This is a genomic window from Tunturiibacter empetritectus (assembly GCF_013410875.1).
GTDB lineage: Bacteria > Acidobacteriota > Terriglobia > Terriglobales > Acidobacteriaceae > Edaphobacter > Edaphobacter empetritectus.
The window spans coordinates 2,165,760-2,183,248 of sequence record NZ_JACCCU010000001.1 but is presented as its reverse complement, the minus strand read 5'-3'; the positions used below and the strand labels follow the sequence as shown (position 1 = coordinate 2,183,248).

General features: G+C 59.1%; 17 protein-coding genes. 7 read left to right on the top strand and 10 right to left on the bottom strand.

Annotated features, from left to right (window positions below; genetic code table 11):
- Positions 1-23 precede the first annotated feature (23 nt).
- Together nth and HDF08_RS09360 are read right to left on the bottom strand one after the other, a co-directional pair.
- Complete coding sequence (nth, locus tag HDF08_RS09365) at positions 24-794, bottom strand: endonuclease III (RefSeq protein WP_179638183.1); 771 nt, start codon at positions 792-794, stop codon at positions 24-26.
- A gap of 6 nt (positions 795-800) precedes the next feature.
- The gene (locus tag HDF08_RS09360; RefSeq protein ID WP_179638182.1) at positions 801-1,634 is read right to left on the bottom strand and encodes a chlorite dismutase family protein; all 834 of its coding nucleotides are present in this window, start codon (positions 1,632-1,634) and stop codon (positions 801-803) included.
- Positions 1,635-1,704: 70 nt separating this feature from the next.
- Here HDF08_RS09360 and HDF08_RS09355 point away from each other — a divergent pair, with 70 nt between their 5' ends.
- From HDF08_RS09355 to HDF08_RS09335, 5 genes are all read left to right on the top strand, one after another.
- Positions 1,705-2,331 (top strand): DedA family protein, encoded by a 627-nt coding sequence (locus tag HDF08_RS09355; RefSeq protein ID WP_179638181.1) that lies wholly within the window; start codon positions 1,705-1,707, stop codon positions 2,329-2,331.
- A gap of 111 nt (positions 2,332-2,442) precedes the next feature.
- The gene (locus HDF08_RS09350; protein WP_179638180.1) at positions 2,443-2,769 is read left to right on the top strand and encodes a type II toxin-antitoxin system HigB family toxin; all 327 of its coding nucleotides are present in this window, start codon (positions 2,443-2,445) and stop codon (positions 2,767-2,769) included.
- Positions 2,766-3,167 carry a helix-turn-helix domain-containing protein gene (locus tag HDF08_RS09345; protein ID WP_179638179.1) on the top strand — a complete coding sequence of 134 codons (402 nt, stop codon included), beginning with the start codon at positions 2,766-2,768 and terminating at the stop codon, positions 3,165-3,167. The genes HDF08_RS09350 and HDF08_RS09345 overlap by 4 nt, the downstream gene beginning before the upstream one ends.
- A gap of 117 nt (positions 3,168-3,284) precedes the next feature.
- Positions 3,285-4,130 carry an ATP-binding response regulator gene (locus tag HDF08_RS09340; RefSeq protein WP_179638178.1) on the top strand — a complete coding sequence of 282 codons (846 nt, stop codon included), beginning with the start codon at positions 3,285-3,287 and terminating at the stop codon, positions 4,128-4,130.
- 176 nt (positions 4,131-4,306) lie between these two features.
- Positions 4,307-5,662: an inositol-3-phosphate synthase gene (locus tag HDF08_RS09335; protein ID WP_179638177.1), complete on the top strand. Its 1,356-nt coding sequence runs from the start codon at positions 4,307-4,309 to the stop codon at positions 5,660-5,662.
- 76 nt (positions 5,663-5,738) lie between these two features.
- Here HDF08_RS09335 and HDF08_RS09330 read toward each other — a convergent pair whose 3' ends face one another.
- From HDF08_RS09330 to HDF08_RS09320, 3 genes are all read right to left on the bottom strand, one after another.
- The gene (locus HDF08_RS09330; protein ID WP_179638176.1) at positions 5,739-6,146 is read right to left on the bottom strand and encodes a septal ring lytic transglycosylase RlpA family protein; all 408 of its coding nucleotides are present in this window, start codon (positions 6,144-6,146) and stop codon (positions 5,739-5,741) included.
- A 130-nt stretch (positions 6,147-6,276) separates the two neighbouring features.
- Positions 6,277-6,888, bottom strand: a complete 612-nt coding sequence (gene yihA / locus HDF08_RS09325; protein WP_179638175.1) for a ribosome biogenesis GTP-binding protein YihA/YsxC — start codon at positions 6,886-6,888, stop codon at positions 6,277-6,279.
- A gap of 98 nt (positions 6,889-6,986) precedes the next feature.
- Positions 6,987-7,823: a hypothetical protein gene (locus tag HDF08_RS09320; protein ID WP_257030937.1), complete on the bottom strand. Its 837-nt coding sequence runs from the start codon at positions 7,821-7,823 to the stop codon at positions 6,987-6,989.
- A 661-nt stretch (positions 7,824-8,484) separates the two neighbouring features.
- On the opposite strand from HDF08_RS09320, the gene HDF08_RS09315 reads away from it, so the two are divergent.
- Together HDF08_RS09315 and HDF08_RS09310 are read left to right on the top strand one after the other, a co-directional pair.
- A complete protein-coding gene (locus HDF08_RS09315; RefSeq protein ID WP_179638174.1) occupies positions 8,485-10,593 on the top strand; it encodes a hypothetical protein in 2,109 nt (702 codons plus the stop codon).
- A 221-nt stretch (positions 10,594-10,814) separates the two neighbouring features.
- Positions 10,815-13,265 carry an NHL domain-containing protein gene (locus HDF08_RS09310; RefSeq protein ID WP_179638913.1) on the top strand — a complete coding sequence of 817 codons (2,451 nt, stop codon included), beginning with the start codon at positions 10,815-10,817 and terminating at the stop codon, positions 13,263-13,265.
- A 135-nt stretch (positions 13,266-13,400) separates the two neighbouring features.
- Here the strand turns inward: HDF08_RS09310 and HDF08_RS09305 are convergent, their stop codons facing one another.
- The 5 genes from HDF08_RS09305 to HDF08_RS09285 all read right to left on the bottom strand — a co-directional run bounded on the left by HDF08_RS09305 (position 13,401) and on the right by HDF08_RS09285 (position 17,489).
- A complete protein-coding gene (locus HDF08_RS09305) occupies positions 13,401-14,129 on the bottom strand; it encodes a ZIP family metal transporter (RefSeq protein ID WP_179638173.1) in 729 nt (242 codons plus the stop codon).
- 102 nt (positions 14,130-14,231) lie between these two features.
- A complete protein-coding gene (locus HDF08_RS09300; protein WP_179638172.1) occupies positions 14,232-14,735 on the bottom strand; it encodes a DUF4149 domain-containing protein in 504 nt (167 codons plus the stop codon).
- Between the two features lie 24 nt (positions 14,736-14,759).
- Positions 14,760-15,608, bottom strand: a complete 849-nt coding sequence (locus HDF08_RS09295; RefSeq protein WP_179638171.1) for a zinc metalloprotease HtpX — start codon at positions 15,606-15,608, stop codon at positions 14,760-14,762.
- Positions 15,609-15,618: 10 nt separating this feature from the next.
- The gene (locus HDF08_RS09290; protein ID WP_373563149.1) at positions 15,619-16,917 is read right to left on the bottom strand and encodes a peptidase associated/transthyretin-like domain-containing protein; all 1,299 of its coding nucleotides are present in this window, start codon (positions 16,915-16,917) and stop codon (positions 15,619-15,621) included.
- Positions 16,918-17,195: 278 nt separating this feature from the next.
- The gene (locus HDF08_RS09285) at positions 17,196-17,489 is read right to left on the bottom strand and encodes a hypothetical protein (RefSeq protein WP_179638169.1); all 294 of its coding nucleotides are present in this window, start codon (positions 17,487-17,489) and stop codon (positions 17,196-17,198) included.

The window sequence follows — 17,489 nt, the reverse complement described above, 5'->3', positions numbered from 1 at the left end:
GTCGAGAGGGGAGGGGGAGGGTACTAATGCGAGCTCCACGTTTTGTCCGCTGAGTTACAAAGCCTCTCCAGCGTACAGTCCGCGCACCGTGGCTTCCGAGCGAGACAAATCTGCCGCCCATGATGAATGAGTTCATGGGAAAACGCGATCCACCGGTCCTGCGGAAGTATCTTCATCAGATCCCGCTCCACCTTCTCCGGCGCAGTCTCTCTGGTCAACTCCAGCCGCCGCGACAGGCGCATAACATGCGTATCTACAACCACTCCCACCGCAATGTTGAACCACGACCCCAACACCACGTTCCCAGTCTTCCGAGCCACCCCCGGCAGCGTAAGAATCTGTTCCATCGTCTGAGGCACCTTCCCCCCAAACTTCTCTACTACCACCCTTGCCGCACCCTGAATCGACTTCGCCTTATTGCGAAAAAAACCAGTCGTCCGAATCAACTCCTCAAGTTCCGGCAGGGAAGCAGCGGCCATCGCCTTCGGGGTAGGAAACGCCTTGAACAGCGCCGGAGTCACCAGATTCACGCGAACATCCGTACACTGCGCCGACAGAATCGTAGCCGCCGTCAGCTCCCACGCACTCTTATGATTCAGCGCACACACCACTCCGGGATAGGTCTTCCGTAGAGCATCAAGAATCGCCGCTACCCGCTCGGGCGAAGTCGGATTCACCGTCTTTCCAGCTTTCTTCTTAGCCGAAACCGACTCCGTCTTTGCGATCGCGCGAGCCTTCGCTCCAACCACGGCCTTACTTTTAGCAGCAGTCCGAACCACAGTCGTCTTCGCCATGCGTTCCTAACCCAGACGATCCAGCATCTCTGCCGCAGGCACCCGCACACAGCTGAAGATCGGAGTATCAGCCAGCGTATAAAGACTGATCTCGGTCTCCCGAAGCTGCTGCACCAGATCCAGAAAGTCCTCCGGAAAGTTGGTCTCGAACGCCACCACAAACTCCTGGTCGTCGATCCCGAACGAGTAGGTCGTATTCAGCTTCACCCGCGGATACATCAGCCCAATCCGAATATGCTCATCCATCAGCCGCTTCCGCTCCGCAGCCGACAGCAGATACCAGGGCCGCGTCTTCCAGAACGGATAGATAAAGATGTACTTCTGCCCACCCGGCCGAATCGCTCCACGCCCTTCGCCCTCGCTCTCATCCGGCCGGTCAATCTGGTACTGCGACCGCTTGGTCATCGCCAGAAAGTTATGCGGCGAGTTCAGATATCCCCCCAGCGGCGTCCGCATCAACTCGCTCCGCATCTGGTTCAGCTCATCCACCCCATACCCAATCGACCACACGCACATATCCACATCGCCGCGTGTCCCAATCGTCGAGTACGTCAGCGACACAAACTCCCCCGGCTTATTCCACTTCGCCAGCACCTCGGCAAACGCAGCCTTATGCGCCGCCTTCTCCTGCGCCGGCAATCGCCGCCACTCCGGCATCACCTTGTAGAAGCTGAAGCAAACAATCTGCCGCTTCACCGCCGGCTTCGAAGGGTCATGCGGAGCCGCCTGCGGCTGAGAACCCGTCCCATAGCCACTCGCTGGCCGTCCCGCCTGAGTCGGCGCACTAGGATTAGTCTCGGTGGCAACAGAGGTTCCCGCTTCGGTAACAGTATTCGACATGGTGCAGATCTCCTGACTCTTCCATGCTAGCTCATCCTCACCAAACCCTCACCCCGTATACTGCTCCTGCATGTCAGAAAAAATCATTGCACTCCTCATCGGCGCCATAGCCGCGGGCGGCTACGCCAGCGTCATCCTCCTGATGGCGATTCAGTCCGCCTGCATCCCCATCCCGTCTGAAGTCATCATGCCGCTCGCCGGCTACGCTCTCGCGCACACGCAGCTCCAGCTCATCATCCTGGCCACGGTGGCATCGCTGGCCTCGAACCTCGGCTCCATTCCCGCCTACTGGGTCGGCGCAAAGGGCGGTCGTCCCATGGTGGAGCGCTACGGCAGCATGATGCTTCTAAGCCGTCGCGATCTCGACCTGGTCGATCACTTCTTCTCCAAATACGGCTCCATCACCGTCCTCATCGGCCGCATGCTCCCCATTGTCCGCACTTTCATTGCCTTCCCCGCGGGCGTCGCAAAGATGAACCAGCTTCGCTTCCATCTCTACACCTTCATCGGCTCGTGGCCCTGGTGCTACGCCCTCGCCTGGGTAGGCATGAAACTAGGCGCAAGCTGGAACACCAACCCCCAGTTCAAAGCCATCTTCCACCGCTTCCACCTCGGCGTAGAAATAGTCCTGGTGATCGGCGCAGTCTGGTTCATTACCTCCCACTGGAAGAACCGCATCCGCACCGAAGCTGCCTAGCCGCAACCGCCTCTACCGCATGGCACGGCGTCGGTTGACTACTTTGCATTATGCAAAGTAAAATTGGAGAGATTGGAGAGTAAGTTAGGCTCTCATGACAGGCTTTCGTCTATGAATGTAGTAACCCGAAAGCATCTGCTCGAAGCCGAAACCCGGTATCCAGAGGCCGCAAATGAGATAAGAGCCTGGTACAAGATCGCGACCGCTGCACGGCGGAGAAACTTTGTGGAGGTCAGGCAGGTCTTCCCAGACGCAGATGCCGTCGAGGGATACGTTATCTTCAATATTCGTCAGAACCGCTTTCGACTCATTACCATCATTCACTATTCGCGGCAGAGGGCCTCACGCATCACCGAAGGCCACATCTACATCCGGTCTTTTCTTACGCACAAGCAGTACGACAACACAGCCAACTGGGACAAGGGGGTCAAACGATGAGTACAACGCTAGCCAATCCCGCCAGGATGATTCGCCTGGGAGCGCCCCACCTCATACGCTCCGACAAGGAACTTGCCGCCTATTCGAAAGCATTGTTCGAGCTCACCGCGAAGTCTGCCCCGACCGCTTACGAGGACGAAGCGATCGCGCTCCTCACTCTGCTCATCGACCAGTATGAATCTCAACATCACGTCGTGCCTGACGCCGAGCCTGCAGAGGTGCTACGCTTTCTGCTCGACCAAAACGGTCTCACCCAGCGCGACATCGCCAACGAACTCGGGAGCGAAACCACCGTCTCACTCATTCTCTCCGGGCGCCGCCAGCTTACGCGCGACCATATCCAGCGTCTGAGCCGCCGCTTTCACGTTCCCCCGTCCGTCTTCTTCTCCGAAATCTAAGCACCCGCCGTCCGTGATAGACCTCGGTTTGACGGAATGAAGAATATCGCGAAAACCTGCCACGACTCTGCGAACGAGATAATCTAAAGTTAAACGTGACCTTCCTCGGAGCCAACCATGAGCCGTGTCCTGGTCATTGGAAGTGATACCCAAGTCGCCAAAAGTATCGGCGATGCACTCGCTCTCGCCCGTATCCCCAGTGACTATGCCTCTGGTCACGCCGACGCCCTGCAGCGCCTGCGGATGCGATCCTTCAGCGTTGTCATCACCTGCGCCAACAGCTCCGTCGAAGAAGATCTGGCTCTGCTCGACGAGATGCGCCACATCCGTCCGGGCGTAAAGTGCATCGCTCTCGCCCACCACAGCACGCCGGAAGACGTAATCGCGGCCTTGCGAGCCCACGTGTTCGCCTGCTTTACGCCCCCCTTTGATGTGCAGGCGATCGCGAACCTGGCCGCCGATACAACCTCCGACAATCGGTGGCAACAGGACATCCATGTTCTCTCCGCTCGTCCTGGCTGGGTCTCCGTCCGTGTCAGTTGCCGCCTCATCACCGCCGAGCGCCTCCTCACCTTTGCTAAAGAGTTCACCAACCTTCTACCCGACACTGCACAACTCGACCTGATGCAGGCGCTGCGAGAGATCCTGCTCAATGCCATGGAGCATGGCGCCGCCTTCAATCCCGAGCAGGTCGTCGAGGTCACCGCCATTAGCACCGCACGAACACTGGTCTTTCACGTACGCGACCCCGGCGCAGGATTCCGCCAGGAGTCTCTCACCCACGCCGCCATCGCAAATCCTCCACAGGATCCCACCGCCCATATCCGGAAGCGCGAAGAGGATGGAATGCGCCCCGGCGGATACGGCCTCCTCCTCGCAAACGGCACCGTAGACGAGCTGATCTACAGCGAGATCGGCAACGAAGTCCTGCTCATCAAATACCTGGATACGCCTCCGAGGTAGAAACCCTATCCCACGCCTCTGGCTATCGTCAGAGTTGCGCAAACATAGTTGCGAACAAACATCGCCCTGTGGATGTTCGGACAGTGCCTCCCCATTTGCACCCCTCCTCTCCGCTAAGCGATACTAGAGAGTCCGCACTACACGGAATATCGCACGACAGAAGGGTACCGCCAAGAATGTCTACACCCCCGGCCGCTAAGCCAGCATCCGCTGCGCAGGACGCGGCAACCATCAAGCCTGCCACTGGAAAACTAGGCGTCATGATTCCCGGCATGGGAGCCGTCGCCACCACACTTATCGCCGGTGTAGAAGCTATTCGCCGCGGCTTCGCTAAACCCATCGGTTCCACCTCGCAGATGGCCACCATCCGTCTCGGCAAACGCACCGATGCACGCACCCCGCTCATCAAGAACTTCGTCCCCATCGCAGACCTCAACGACATCGTCTTCACCGGCTGGGACATCTTCGGCGGCAACCTCTACGACGCAGCCAAGACCGCGCAGGTACTCGACCGCGACCAGCTCGAACAGATGCGTCCCTTCCTCGAGTCCATCGAGCCGATGCCCGCCGTCTTCGACCAGCACTACGTCAAGCGCCTCACCGGCCAGAAGATCAAGACCGGCAAGAACAAGTGCGACCTCGCCAACCAGATTCGCAACGACATTGCGGAGTTCAAAACCAAAACCGACCGCCAGGTCATGATCTGGTGCGGCTCTACTGAAATCTACCTCGAGCAGACAGCAGTCCACCAGACGCTCGAAGCCTTCGAGAAGGGCCTCGTCGATAACGACCCCGGTATCTCGCCCTCGATGTTGTACGCCTGGGCCGCGCTCAAGGAAGGCATACCCTTCGCCAACGGCGCACCAAACCTCACCGTCGACATCCCCGCACTGCAGGAGCTTTCGAAGAAGATGAACGCTCCCATCTGCGGCAAGGACTTCAAGACCGGCCAGACCTTCATCAAAACCGTTCTCGCTCCCGCATTCAAGGTCCGCAACCTCGGCGTCGCAGGCTGGTACTCCACCAATATTCTTGGCAACCGCGACGGCGAAGTTCTCGACGATCCCGACTCTTTCAAGACCAAAGAGGTCTCGAAGCTCGGCGTTCTCGAGCACATCTTTCAGCCCGAGCTGCACCCAGATCTCTACAAGGATCTCTATCACAAGGTCCGCATCAACTACTACCCGCCCCGCGGCGACAATAAAGAAGGCTGGGACAACATTGACATCTTCGGCTGGCTCGGCTATCCCATGCAGCTCAAGGTAGACTTCCTCTGCCGCGATTCCATCCTTGCTGCTCCACTCGCTCTCGATCTGATCCTCTTCATGGATCTGGCCGCCCGCACACCTTCACTGCGTGGCCTCGGCATTCAGGAGTGGCTCAGCTTCTACTTCAAGGATCCGGACTCCGCCCCCGGCGTCTACCCAGAGCATGACCTCTTCATTCAGCACATCAAGCTGAAGAACACCCTCCGTCACATCATGGGGGAAGACCTCATCACCCATCTCGGCCTCGAATACTACGGCGACTAGCCCACCACACGTTCCAAGAAAAACAAGGGCGGCATGACAAATCTGTCATCGCCGCCCTTTCCATCTCTACGGCACCTTACTCCGCGTGCTGTCGAGTCGTCTTGCCATTGCCTTGCTCGATCACCTCGACCGGTACATCCCGCATCGCCTTTCTCGGAATGCCCAACCGTGCCGCTGCAGCCGGAGTGATATCGAGAATGCGGCCAGCCTGCACAGGTCCTCGATCGTTGACCTGCAACACCACGCTCTTATCATTCTTGGTATTGGTCACTTTGATCTTGGTTCCGTAGGGAAGCGTCTTGTGCGCTGCCGTCAAGGCCGATCCGTTATACATCTGCCCACTCGCCGTAACATGCCCATTGAGTCTGCTGGAATAAACGGCCGCAAGCCCCGTCTCCTTTTGGCCGACCGTCTGCCCCTGCGCCATCACCACCGGGGCCAAGCCCAGCACTGCAACAAAAAACATCATCAACGTGCGTTTCATAAAAACTCCTTCGGAAGAATTGCCTGGGAGATTTTGGCCCGTCTCAGCCACGACGCCAAAATTGTAGCCCCGTATGATTAATGGCAGTCGCGCCGGAAATCGCCTTTCATCCGATGAAGGTTTCTTCCAGCTACTCCGCCACCTCCATCATCTTCGCCCAAAGCACCTTTGTCCCCGCATCCGTCTTCGCGGACACCGGCAAAATCTCCTCTACTTCATGAGCCTTCTTCAACGCCGCAACAGACTTCGCCAGTTGATTATTCGAAAGCCGGTCCGCTTTGGTCCCTACCACCAGGTAGGGCCGCTGCGTCTGTTTGAAATATGTAATCAATTGAGTATCATTCTCCTGCGGCGGAATATTCGTATCCACCAGGCAGATGCAAAGGGTCAGCGTCTCCCGCTCCGCAAGATAAGGCTCGATAAACGACGGCCACTCCGCCGAGATCGACTTCGAGATCTTTGCATACCCATACCCCGGCAGGTCCGCGAAGATCAACGTCGGCCTCACCTTCATCTTGTCTCCCGCGCCCTCATGCAGCGCAAAAAAATTGATCGCCCGTGTCCGCCCCGGCGTCGACGACACCTTCGCCTCGCGCGAACCCAGCAGGGAGTTGATCAACGAGGACTTTCCAACATTCGACCGCCCGAGAAACGCCACCTCAGGCGCGCCGAAGGTCTTCGCTTCAGTAGGGAAGTGTGCCACATCGGTGGCGGACAACAAAAAAACAGGATTCAGTCGCATCTTTCAAGTCTACCGTCATCCAACCGTGTTCTCTGCGCACAAAAAAACACCTGCCCGGAAGATCGAGCAGGTGCTTATCAATCAAACCATTGCGGATCTTATGGTGTATCGCTTGGTCTATCGCTGTTGTCCCGATTCCGATCTCGATTGCGGAATGTGATCGAGACCGGCGCCGTCAGGTGAAAGGTGACAGTCGACTCCGACGGAATCACCACATCCTTATTCCCCGTAAACGCTGCGCCGGCCGTTCCTGCGCCCGCTCCAAGTAAACCGCCCAGCAATGCACCCTTGCCGCCGCCGGCGATTCCGCCAATCAGAGCGCCGCCACCGGCGCCGCCGCCAATAAAGCCAGCCGAACGCTTTCCTTTGCCCGACTGATCCTTCTCATAGGAGCTCGTACTTACCGCCGTCCCAGAGATCTGCGTCACCGCGATGCCAAGCGCGCCTGATCCCTTGAACCGTCCGCGACCCTTAGCCGCAACTACGGTGCCGACGACATGGGCTCCTCGCGGGAAGACAACCCCGCCTCCGGCAGTCTTCACCGGAGCCGCCAACACCCCGGAGAACCCATCGCCAACACTGTTTTTGCTTGCACTCAGCTGCTCGGTCACCGTAACCGTCACCGAAGCCCCTGCCGGGGCGGTCAATCTCACCGGAGGCGGCGGAGGTGGAGGTAGATTCGGAGCCGCTGCAGCTACGGGGCCTGGAGGCGGCGGAGGGGGAATCGCAGGAGTCGAAGTCGTAGGCGATACCGCAGGAGTAGCCGGCGCCGCCGCGCTCGACGAACCCGGGTTAGCAGGTGTCCCATCCGGATTCAGGCTTTGGGTTGGAGCCGGAGTAGCAGCTGGAGCCGGAGCAGGCGTGGAACTTTTGCATCCGCCCAGGAGTAAGGTCGTAGAAAGAGCTAAGCTTGCTGCAAGATACATTGGTTTCATGGTCTTCTCCGTTAGCGAACGATCTAATGGTAGCAGTCTACTCGGTTAGATTAGCTCTCTTTCCCGAACGTTGTCACCGGCCACCCCGCCAGTCAAAATCACCCTCAGTCACCCCTCAACCGGGTCGGCAAAACATTAAGCTCCGGGGGCGAACCGCCGGCAGTTTGCCCAAGCGAATCAGTCGAATAATGGTCAAAGTCCCACCCGCATCCCTAAGAAGAAACCAGGCCGTCGGTAACGCCTGCATCGGAGGACTGCAATTAGTTGCATATTGCGGGCAGCTACGCCGTCGAGCCTGTTAACTCTTCCATATGAATGACCCAAAAGTGTCACGAGTTATTTAGCAACAGAATGGCCAACCTCGGTTATGCTCCATCATGAGATGTTGAAAGACTTTCCGTTGTCCTGTAACTGTCCTCCCCCCTCAGGGGCTCTCCGACCCGAAGAGGCTCCGTTATCAAAGGAAGTTCCAGATGCTCCATAGTTTTTTGCATTAACCTTGCAGCCTGCATTGACCTGACAGTTTGTATTTATCCGACAGACCGACATTTTTCCCCCAGCCTGTCTCACTCTTGATATCGTGCTCTTGATTTGACATTCGTCTCTGGTCAGCATCACCTTGAACAGCAAACCGCACTACCACCTTTCGGAGGGAACACCCATGATTGGCAACTCTTTCGCCCGGCTGACGGGCTCAAAGCGAAATCTGCTCGCGCTTATGGCATCGAGCGCGGTCTTCACCGCCGGCTGTTCGAATATGGCGACGACGGCTACGAACACAAACCCACTCAGCCAGGCTGCCACCCTCAGCGGAAAGATCCACGGCGGCAACCAACCTGTCGTCGGCGCAACCGTGAGCTTGTACTACGCCGGACTGAAGGGCAGCCCAGGAACGGTGCCCAGCGTCGCCGCGACCACAACCACCGACGCCAGCGGAAATTTTGCCTTCATCAAGGACCCCGTCAACGGCAACACCGATACCGGAAACACCTTCTCCTGCCCAGCCGGCAATAATGACCCGCTTGTCTACGTCATCTCGAAGGGCGGAAATACCCAGAATAACGGGGATACTTCGCAGAACAATACTGCCGCTGCTTTCATCTCTGTCTACGGCACCTGCGTTGAACTCACCGCAGCTAACCACGTCGATATGACAGAAGTGACCACCGTCGCAACAATGGCAGCCGTGCAACAGTTCTTCAATCCGACCGGCGGTGCGATCCCATATGCCATCGTTTCCGACGGTACTGGCCAGCAGTCCACCATCATCAAACAGATTCCAGCGACCATCGCACTTCTGGCTGACTCCTCCGCAGGTACCGCCGTCACTTCGACCACACTGAACGCAGCCAGCGGAAACATCGCTCCTGGCGTCTCCGTCACGGCAACGCCCGAGGTCGGCAAACTTAATCTGCTCGGAAACATCCTCTCTGCCTGCATCAACACCGCCACCAGCGGCTCGGCACCCTGCACCTCACTCTTCGCAGCCGCGGTACCGCCAACCTCGGCGTACACCAACAACTTCAACACTAATTTCACCGCAGCAACCGATACGCTCCAGGCGATCTACTACATTCTCACCAATCCCAGCAACGGCAGCACAGCTAACGTAGCTACGCTCTTCGGCCTCGCCGGCGGAGTCGCCGGTCCTTATCAACCCGCGGCTGCCACCCAGCCTACGGATTGGACCATTGCGGTTAGCTACTCCAGCATGAGCACCTGCGGTACCAGCACAGGCGGCAGCGGCGGCTTCATCAGCTCGCCCATCGACATCAATATCGACGCGGCAGACAACGTATGGATCGCCAACTCGCAGGCCGGTACCGGCAACCTCTCTGAGATCTCGGGCGCTGGAGTACCCACCACCTGCGTCCTTCTCGGCAGCGGCGGATCGCAAGGCGGAGCGACTATCGACTCCAACAACAACGTCTGGATCGGTTCCGGCGCAAGCCTTTATCGCTACAACCCGTCCAACTCCACCGCTCTCGCCTTCCCAGCCACCGTCTCGCCCGTCGGCGGGGTTACAGCGGATGGCGTCGGGAACGTTTATTTCACCTCCGTCGCGGGGGCTGTTGGCTCTCTCTACAGGATCCCCAATGCAGCGGCAGCAACTACCGCGGTCACTCCGATTCAGATCTCCAGCAACGTTGGCACAAACCCGGTTCGCCTCATGCCGGACTACCAGGGAAATGCTATCCAGGGCAACATCTTCGTGACCACCGGTACGACGTCAGTCGCCGAGGTATCGCCCAGCGTCGCAGGTGGAAACCTGAATGGCTTCCTCACCAGCTCAATCCCAACCTCCGGCAACTCCTACGGCATCTCGCTCAGCCATGACAACAGACTCTTCGTCTCGTCGTTCAACAACGGCAACATCGATGGACTCATTCTCTCTGCTGGCACCTACACCAACCTCAACGGCTTCCCCTACAATACTCCGGCAATGATCGGAGCCGCCGCCCCAACCTCCATCGCAGTCGATGGCCGTCTCAACGTGTGGATTCCTAACAATACAAATGGCACTCGTACCGGTAGCGTCAGCGAACTCGGAAGTCAGAACATCGCGGGCGGACTCTCTCCCGCCACCGGCTACCAGAAGGATTCGACCGTCTTTACCTCCGGTCGCGCCACCGCAGTCGACCAGGCCGGTAACGTCTGGGTTGCAGGCGACGGTGCCAACTTCATCACCGAGATCGTCGGTGCTGGTGTACCAATCTATGCGCCCTACGCGGTTGGCCTGAAGAACGGCCGCTTCCAGACCGTCCCCTAACCCACTACGCTACAAACCATCAGAAGACCCCGGATGCTCTCGTCCGGGGTCTTCTGCATGGAGAGCCCTCATCTTCCGGTAAAGTAGGACAAGGTGCAACAAACCAGCCACAAGATCTTCTTCGCAGAGTACGTTTGACCAGCCTTCATGGGTAAGCAGAGCCTCCCTCACCCTCTCCGCACAAGAATCGTTCCCTTCAGGATCGCGCTCCCCCTCCTGCTCTGGCTCCTCTCCCTCTCGAGCCTTCCCGCACAAACCACACCACATCTGTCTCTGCGCTGACGATCCCTCTCGTCCTTCCCTCCGCCATCGCCTTCGATTCAGCCGGCAATCTCTACTTCGCCGAAACAGGGAACCACGTCATCCGCAAGGTCGACACCAACGGCAATCTCACGACCATCGCAGGCACCGGCACTCAGGGCTTTTCCGGCGACACAGGTCCTGCCACCTCTGCCACCCTCGACTCCCCCCAGGGCCTCGCCCTCGACTCGGCAAACAACCTCTACATCGCGGACACCCACAACCACCGCATCCGCAGACTCAACCTAACCACTGGCTTCATCACCACCATCGCAGGTACCACCTCGGGCTTTTCAGGAGACGGCGCCCCCGCCCTCTCCGCCCAACTCAACCTCCCCACCGCTCTCGCCATCGACGCCTCCGGCAACCTCTATCTCGCCGACACCGCGAACCACCGCATCCGCCGCATCGATGCCAGCACTGGTCTCATCACCACCATCGCCGGCACAGGCACGCAAGGCTACTCCGGCGACGGGGCCGCCGTCCTCTCCGCTGCCATCGACTCGCCCACGGGCATTGCCATCGACCCCTCCGGCAATCTCTACCTTGCCGACACCCACAACCACCGCATCCGCAAGATCACCTCCAGCACCGGCCTGATCACCACCATCGCCGGCACTGGCCTGCCCGGCTTCTCCGGCGACTCCGCTTCCGCGTCTGCCGCAACCCTCGCACTCCCTCACGGCCTCACCGCCGACGCCTCCGGCAACCTCTACCTCGCCGACACGGCGAACCACCGCATCCGCCGCATTGACGCCAGCACCGGCCTCATCACCACCGTCGTCGGTGACGGCACCCAGACCTTCTCCGGCGACAACGGCCCCCCCACAGCCGCCTCGCTCGATAGCCCAACCGCAACCTCCCTCTCTCCCGCCAGCAGCCTCACCCTCTCCGACACCGGCAATCAGCGCATCCGTCAGGTCGAGACCCAGCCCGCAGGCAGCAACATCACCACCATCGCGGGACTCGGTTCCACTACACCCGGAGCACTCACCCTCACCGCACCCTCAGCCATCGCCTACGGCACCGGGCAGCTCACAGCCAACCTCGCCACCAGCACCGCGGATAATACAGCCACAGGCAGCATCACCTTTCTAGCGACCACCTCCGTCATAACGAAGACACTGGGCACCGCGCCGCTCGTCTCTAACACCGCAACCTTCTCAACCACCACCTTGCCTGCTGGCGCCTATAGTCTCACCGCAATCTACTCCGGCGATCAGACTCATCCCTCCACCCAGAGTCCCCCGCTGGCTCTCACCATCAACCCTCAGCAACTCACTGCGACCACCGATCCTATTTTTGTTCTGTACGGTCAGTCGATCCCACGCCTCAGCGGTACTCTCACCGGCGTTCTCCCTCAGGATGCTGCAAACCTCACCGTCGCCTTCACCACCGCCGCTACTACAGGTTCGTCCGCCGGAACCTATCCCGTCACGCCTGCTCTCACCGGACCGACAGCAGGGAACTACACCATTGCTGCACCCTACCCCTCCCTTACCATCACCCCGGCCGGCACCGTCATCACGCTCAGCAACCTCGTAGCTACCGGCACCACTGGAGCCACCGGATCAACCGGATCAGCCTTTACCCTCACGGTGCACGTCGCCAGCACCACTACCGGCACGCCAACCGGCTCCGTCACCTTGCTCGATGGCAGCAGCCCTCTCTTCACCAACCCACTCTCCTCTGGAGACGCAGTGTTCCTCACCAGCCTCCTCGCTCAGGGCTCTCACACCTTTACTGCTGTTTATGACGGCAGCACCAACTTCACCCCCAGCCTCTCTGCGCCGCAGCTGATCACCGTCGGAACTGGCCCTCCCGCCACACCCGACTTCGCTCTCTCCGCCACTGGCAGCACAACGCAGACCATCCTCTCCGGCTCCACTGCCAGCTTTACCTTCGCCGTTCAGACGCAGAACAGTCTCTCCAGTCCCATCACCCTCGCCGCCACCGGCCTGCCGAATCTCGCCACCGCCTCCTTCAACCCCGCCACCCTGCCTCCCGGTGCCACGCCCAACTCCTTCACCATGACCATCGCGACACCTACGACCGTCGCAACAAACAGCCCCTCAGCCCACGGCCTCTACCGATCCTTCCTTGCAGGAGTCTTACTCGTTTGTCCCCTTGCACGCGCGGCTCTACGCAGACGCAAGCACCACCTCACCGCAACCAAACTTATCATCCTGGCCATCGCCGGCGTCACCCTCACCCTTGCCAGCGGCTGCGGAGCCCGCATCAACTCCGACCCTCAGCTAACCTCACCCGCAAAGAGCTACACCATCACGGTAACCGGCACTGCCACCTCCCCCACCGGAAGCCCCCTACAGCACTCCGCCACCGTAACCCTCACTCTCGATCCAGCCAGCTAACTCCAGCCGATTCCGACCAACGGGAGGACCAGCAAACTCACCATACCCCGGAAAAGGTGTACAAGTCACGAAGTGACCGCCTCCCGCGCAGGGAGCCCGTTCGGCAGGACAAGCGTATTCCCAAAAAACAAAAACCTACCCAGGCCCCAGCAGCCGCAGAATAAAAAACACCACCACCCCAGCGAAGAACACCAGAGCCATCCTCAACCCAGGTTCCCGGTTCACCTCCGGCACCAGATCCGTCGCCGCGACATAGATCGTCACCCCGGCCGACAACGGCAGCCCCACCCGCACCCAGCTAGGCTCGAGATTAATCACAAGCACCCCAAGCACCGTCATGGCCCCCAGGAACAAAGCCGAGTTCAACGCCGCCGCCGCGCCCCGGCCACCCGCCAGCATCACGCTCGCCATCGTAAAGCCTTCAGGAATCTTGTGCAGAAATACCGCAAAGAACAAAATCCATCCCAGCCAATGCGACAGCACAAACCCCGACCCTATAGCCACCCCGTCAAAAAAAGTGTGCGTCGCCAATCCCAGCAGAACCGAGTAGCTGGTCTTCGCTGAAAGAAACTCGTGGTGGTGCGTCTCCTCCCCAAAGTGAAAGTGAGGCACCAGCGAATGCTCCAGCAGATGCACCCCGCAGTACCCAGCCAGAATCAGCAGCGGAGCAAACCGCGCATTCACCCGCAGACCCTCCGGAATCATCTCCAGCATCGCCGCTGCCAGCATAAAACCCGCGCCTAGCGCGACGAAGTAGCGCAGAGCCCGGGCCGAAGGCGACTGCCGCACCAGCAAAAATCCACCCAGAAAATCAGCCAGACCCGCTACCAGCCCCAGCGTCAGGCTCAACCACAACGCCGACACCGCTAGCTCCTCCAGACGATCTTCAACTCATCGCCATCCGTCCCGGAAAATAAAGTCGCCGCATCTCCTCGCAGCAAACCAATCGCGCAGATCTTCATGATCTTAAGATTCTACCGTCTCCTGATGCGACTCACGAGACAGTACAAACACCACACCCAATCCGCAAAAGAAAACGAACCCCTCCAACTGCTCCGACAAAATATGCAGCCGCTCAAAGTCCGCTCGCCCCGCGTTCCCCACCGGAGCCGTCTCCACCACTCCACCTGCCAGCGCCCGATCCACCTCCATCGCCGGCAGTACTTTGAACTGCGAATAGTACGTTGTCGCCATCATCATCCCGGCAAGAATCATCTCAATCGCAAACTCCATCCTCGCCGCCACTTTGGCCCGCAGCCACAACAACGCTGTCGCAACATAGAACACTGCACCCCCCACCAGCCCGATCCAGTGCAGCACCCGCAGCGTTCCACCCACTACCCTCCCTGCATCATGCGCACTCGCCAGACTATGAAAAGCCACAGGCGCCACCACAAAGGCGAAGAATCCCAGCCCTCCCACCCACGCCACTATCGCAAACAACCGCAGAGCCCGAAGCAAAGTCTGCATCCTAGAGTTGGTCCCCTCGAATCACTAGATGTGATCCCTTCCAATCAGCCGTTGAATTCGTTCCTTCATCGGAGGATGCGTCGAAAAAAGACCCGCAATGCCGCCGCTTCCTAGTAGCGGAGCCACGATAAACAGATGCGCGTTTGAAGGCGAAGCCTCCATCGGAATTCTCTTCGAATATTCATCCAGCTTCTGCAGCGCACGAGCCAGCGCATACGGATTCCCCGTCGTCGCCGCTCCCGTCGCATCAGCCTCAAACTCCCGCGTTCGCGAGATCCACAGCTGAATCAGCGAAGCTGCAATCGGCGCAACAATAATCATCAAGAGAGCCTGCAGCCCGCCACCGCCGCGTCTGTCTCTTCCACCGCCCCCGCCAAACAACGAAGCATAGTAGCCCATCCGCGCCACCATCGTAATTGCCCCCGCCAACGTCGCCGCAATCGAGCTGGTCAGAATATCCCGATTTCGCACATGCCCCAACTCATGCGCCAGCACACCTTCCAACTCCTCATCATCCAGCAGCTGCAGAATCCCATGCGTCACCGCCACCGAAGCATGCTGCGGATTTCTCCCCGTAGCAAATGCATTCGGAGACTCCGTCGGCAGAACGTAGATCTTCGGCATCGGCAGCCCCTGCTTCGCCGTTAGCCTCTCCACCGCCGCGTAAGCCCGAGGCAACTGCTCCCTCGTCACCGCCTGTGCGTTGTACATCCGCAGCGCTATCTTGTCCGAGAAGAAGTAAGTCCCGAAGTTGAACGCAACCGACAGGACAAACGCCAGCACCATGCCGTTTCGGCCGCCAAAACGATCCCCGATCAAAATCAGGAACACCGTTAGCAGCACCAGAAGTAACGTCGACTTGAACGTATTCATCGCCAGTCCCTCAGACTACGGGTCCCGCCACATCAGACGTCTCTTTACTCCGTTCGCCACGCGCTAATGCCCTGCGCAGCACCACCTCAAGCGCAGCCTTCTGCTCAACATACTCGCTCTCGGTTAACTTGCCCTGTAACTTATCGGTCTCAAGCGAAAACAACTCCTCCTTCATCGCCGCAAGCAGGGAATCAGGAGTTCCCAGGGAACCACTCCCACCCGCAACCTCAGCGGGCGCACCCACAGCAGCAGCAGGCCCATTCTTTAACATCACCCCCGCACCCACCGCCAGCACCAGCCCAAGACCACCCAGAATCCACCACTTGTACTTGGCCCAGGGATCGTTCGTTCCCTCAGGATCGAGCGGAGTGCCCAGGCCGCCACCCGGCCGCGTATCGCTTGCCGCCGGACTCGTAGCCCCGCCCGCACCCGTCTGTGCCGAAGCATCTGCCGGCTCTCCACCCTCACCCGCCGTCGCCGCAGCACCGGTATCTCGCGGCATCTGTCCCGTACCCGAGATCGTAAAGTCGAGCGCCTGAGATGGAGCAACATTCCGCGCCACATAAGTCTGCGCTGTCGTCTCTTCGGTCACCGGAGCATACGGTGCAGAAGGTCCCGGCTTGAACGTCATGCTCTTCGGCATCATCACCGCAATCGTGTCGGTCGGCATCATCACCCGAGGCGAAAACTTCAGGTTCCCGCTGTAGGGCAGCTTGTACGTAATCTGAAACCGCGTCTCGCCCGGCCGAATCGGAAAGATAAATGCATAGTGATTCGGCTCTCCCAGCGGCACTGGCGAAGCCTGCACCGGCATCCCACCCGGCGCCAGCGCAGCCGACCCCTCCACCACCGCACCCTCCGGCAGATAAAACTCAAACGGTCTGTCGCTGAACTGCGTCAACGGAGGACTCGACTCGTTCTTCACAAAGAAATTCTCCACCACACGCAGCGACTTCCCGCTCTCGTCCGTCTGCAGTCGCATCACATCAGCCTCGCTGCTCACACCCTTAACCTTTGCCGCAGCGTTATAGACATCCACTTCAACCGACTGCGTCCCCGGAGGCGCGGGTCGAAAGTAGTTCGCCTTATCATGGGTCACCCGCACCAGATGAATTGCCTGGCTCTCGTTCGCCGGCACATCCAGCGTGAAACGACCCTTCGCGTCCGTCTTGGTCCGCGTGGCCTCCTGCATACCCTGCTGTAGGCGAATCAACACCACATCATCGCCAGCCGCAGGCTTGTTCGTCGTCTTATTTGTAACTGTGCCGGTGATCGAATCGGCAAACGCCAGACTGGAAAATGTCGCCACCAAAGCAGCAGCCAAAACAACACGTCGAAGAAAAGAAGGGAAGTATCTCACCCTTCAAGTTTACGTCAACCCGGCAGCAGAGAAACACGCTGGCAAAAGCATCGCAACCCAGCACCGCGCAAAATCCGCGAAATCAACAGTCGCCAAACCCAAACCAGGCCGCCTGCCTAAAGCAACGAAAACAAACAAATCCGCTCTTATCAGCATTTATTCCCCGTATCACCGTTACGCCGTTCCTCCAGCGGCATCCGCGCAAGATCCGCGGCATCCGCGGTCGTTCAAACTCGACTCCGCCGCCCAAAATCCCCACGAGCCTCCAGCCCCTCCATCTCCGCAATCACCCGCGCCGCCTCATCTTCAAGCCCAGCCCGCTGCTCCGCATAGTCCTGCTCCGAATACTTCCCAGCAAGATACTCGAAGTTCAGATCCCGCAGGTTCTCATAGATAACGTCCTTCCGTTCCCGCAGATAATCCACCCGCGTCTTATCCGCCTGAACAAAAGGATTACGCTCCGGCCAGAAGATAAACCCAAACAGCGCGAACGTCAGCATTACACCTGCGATCATGCCCAT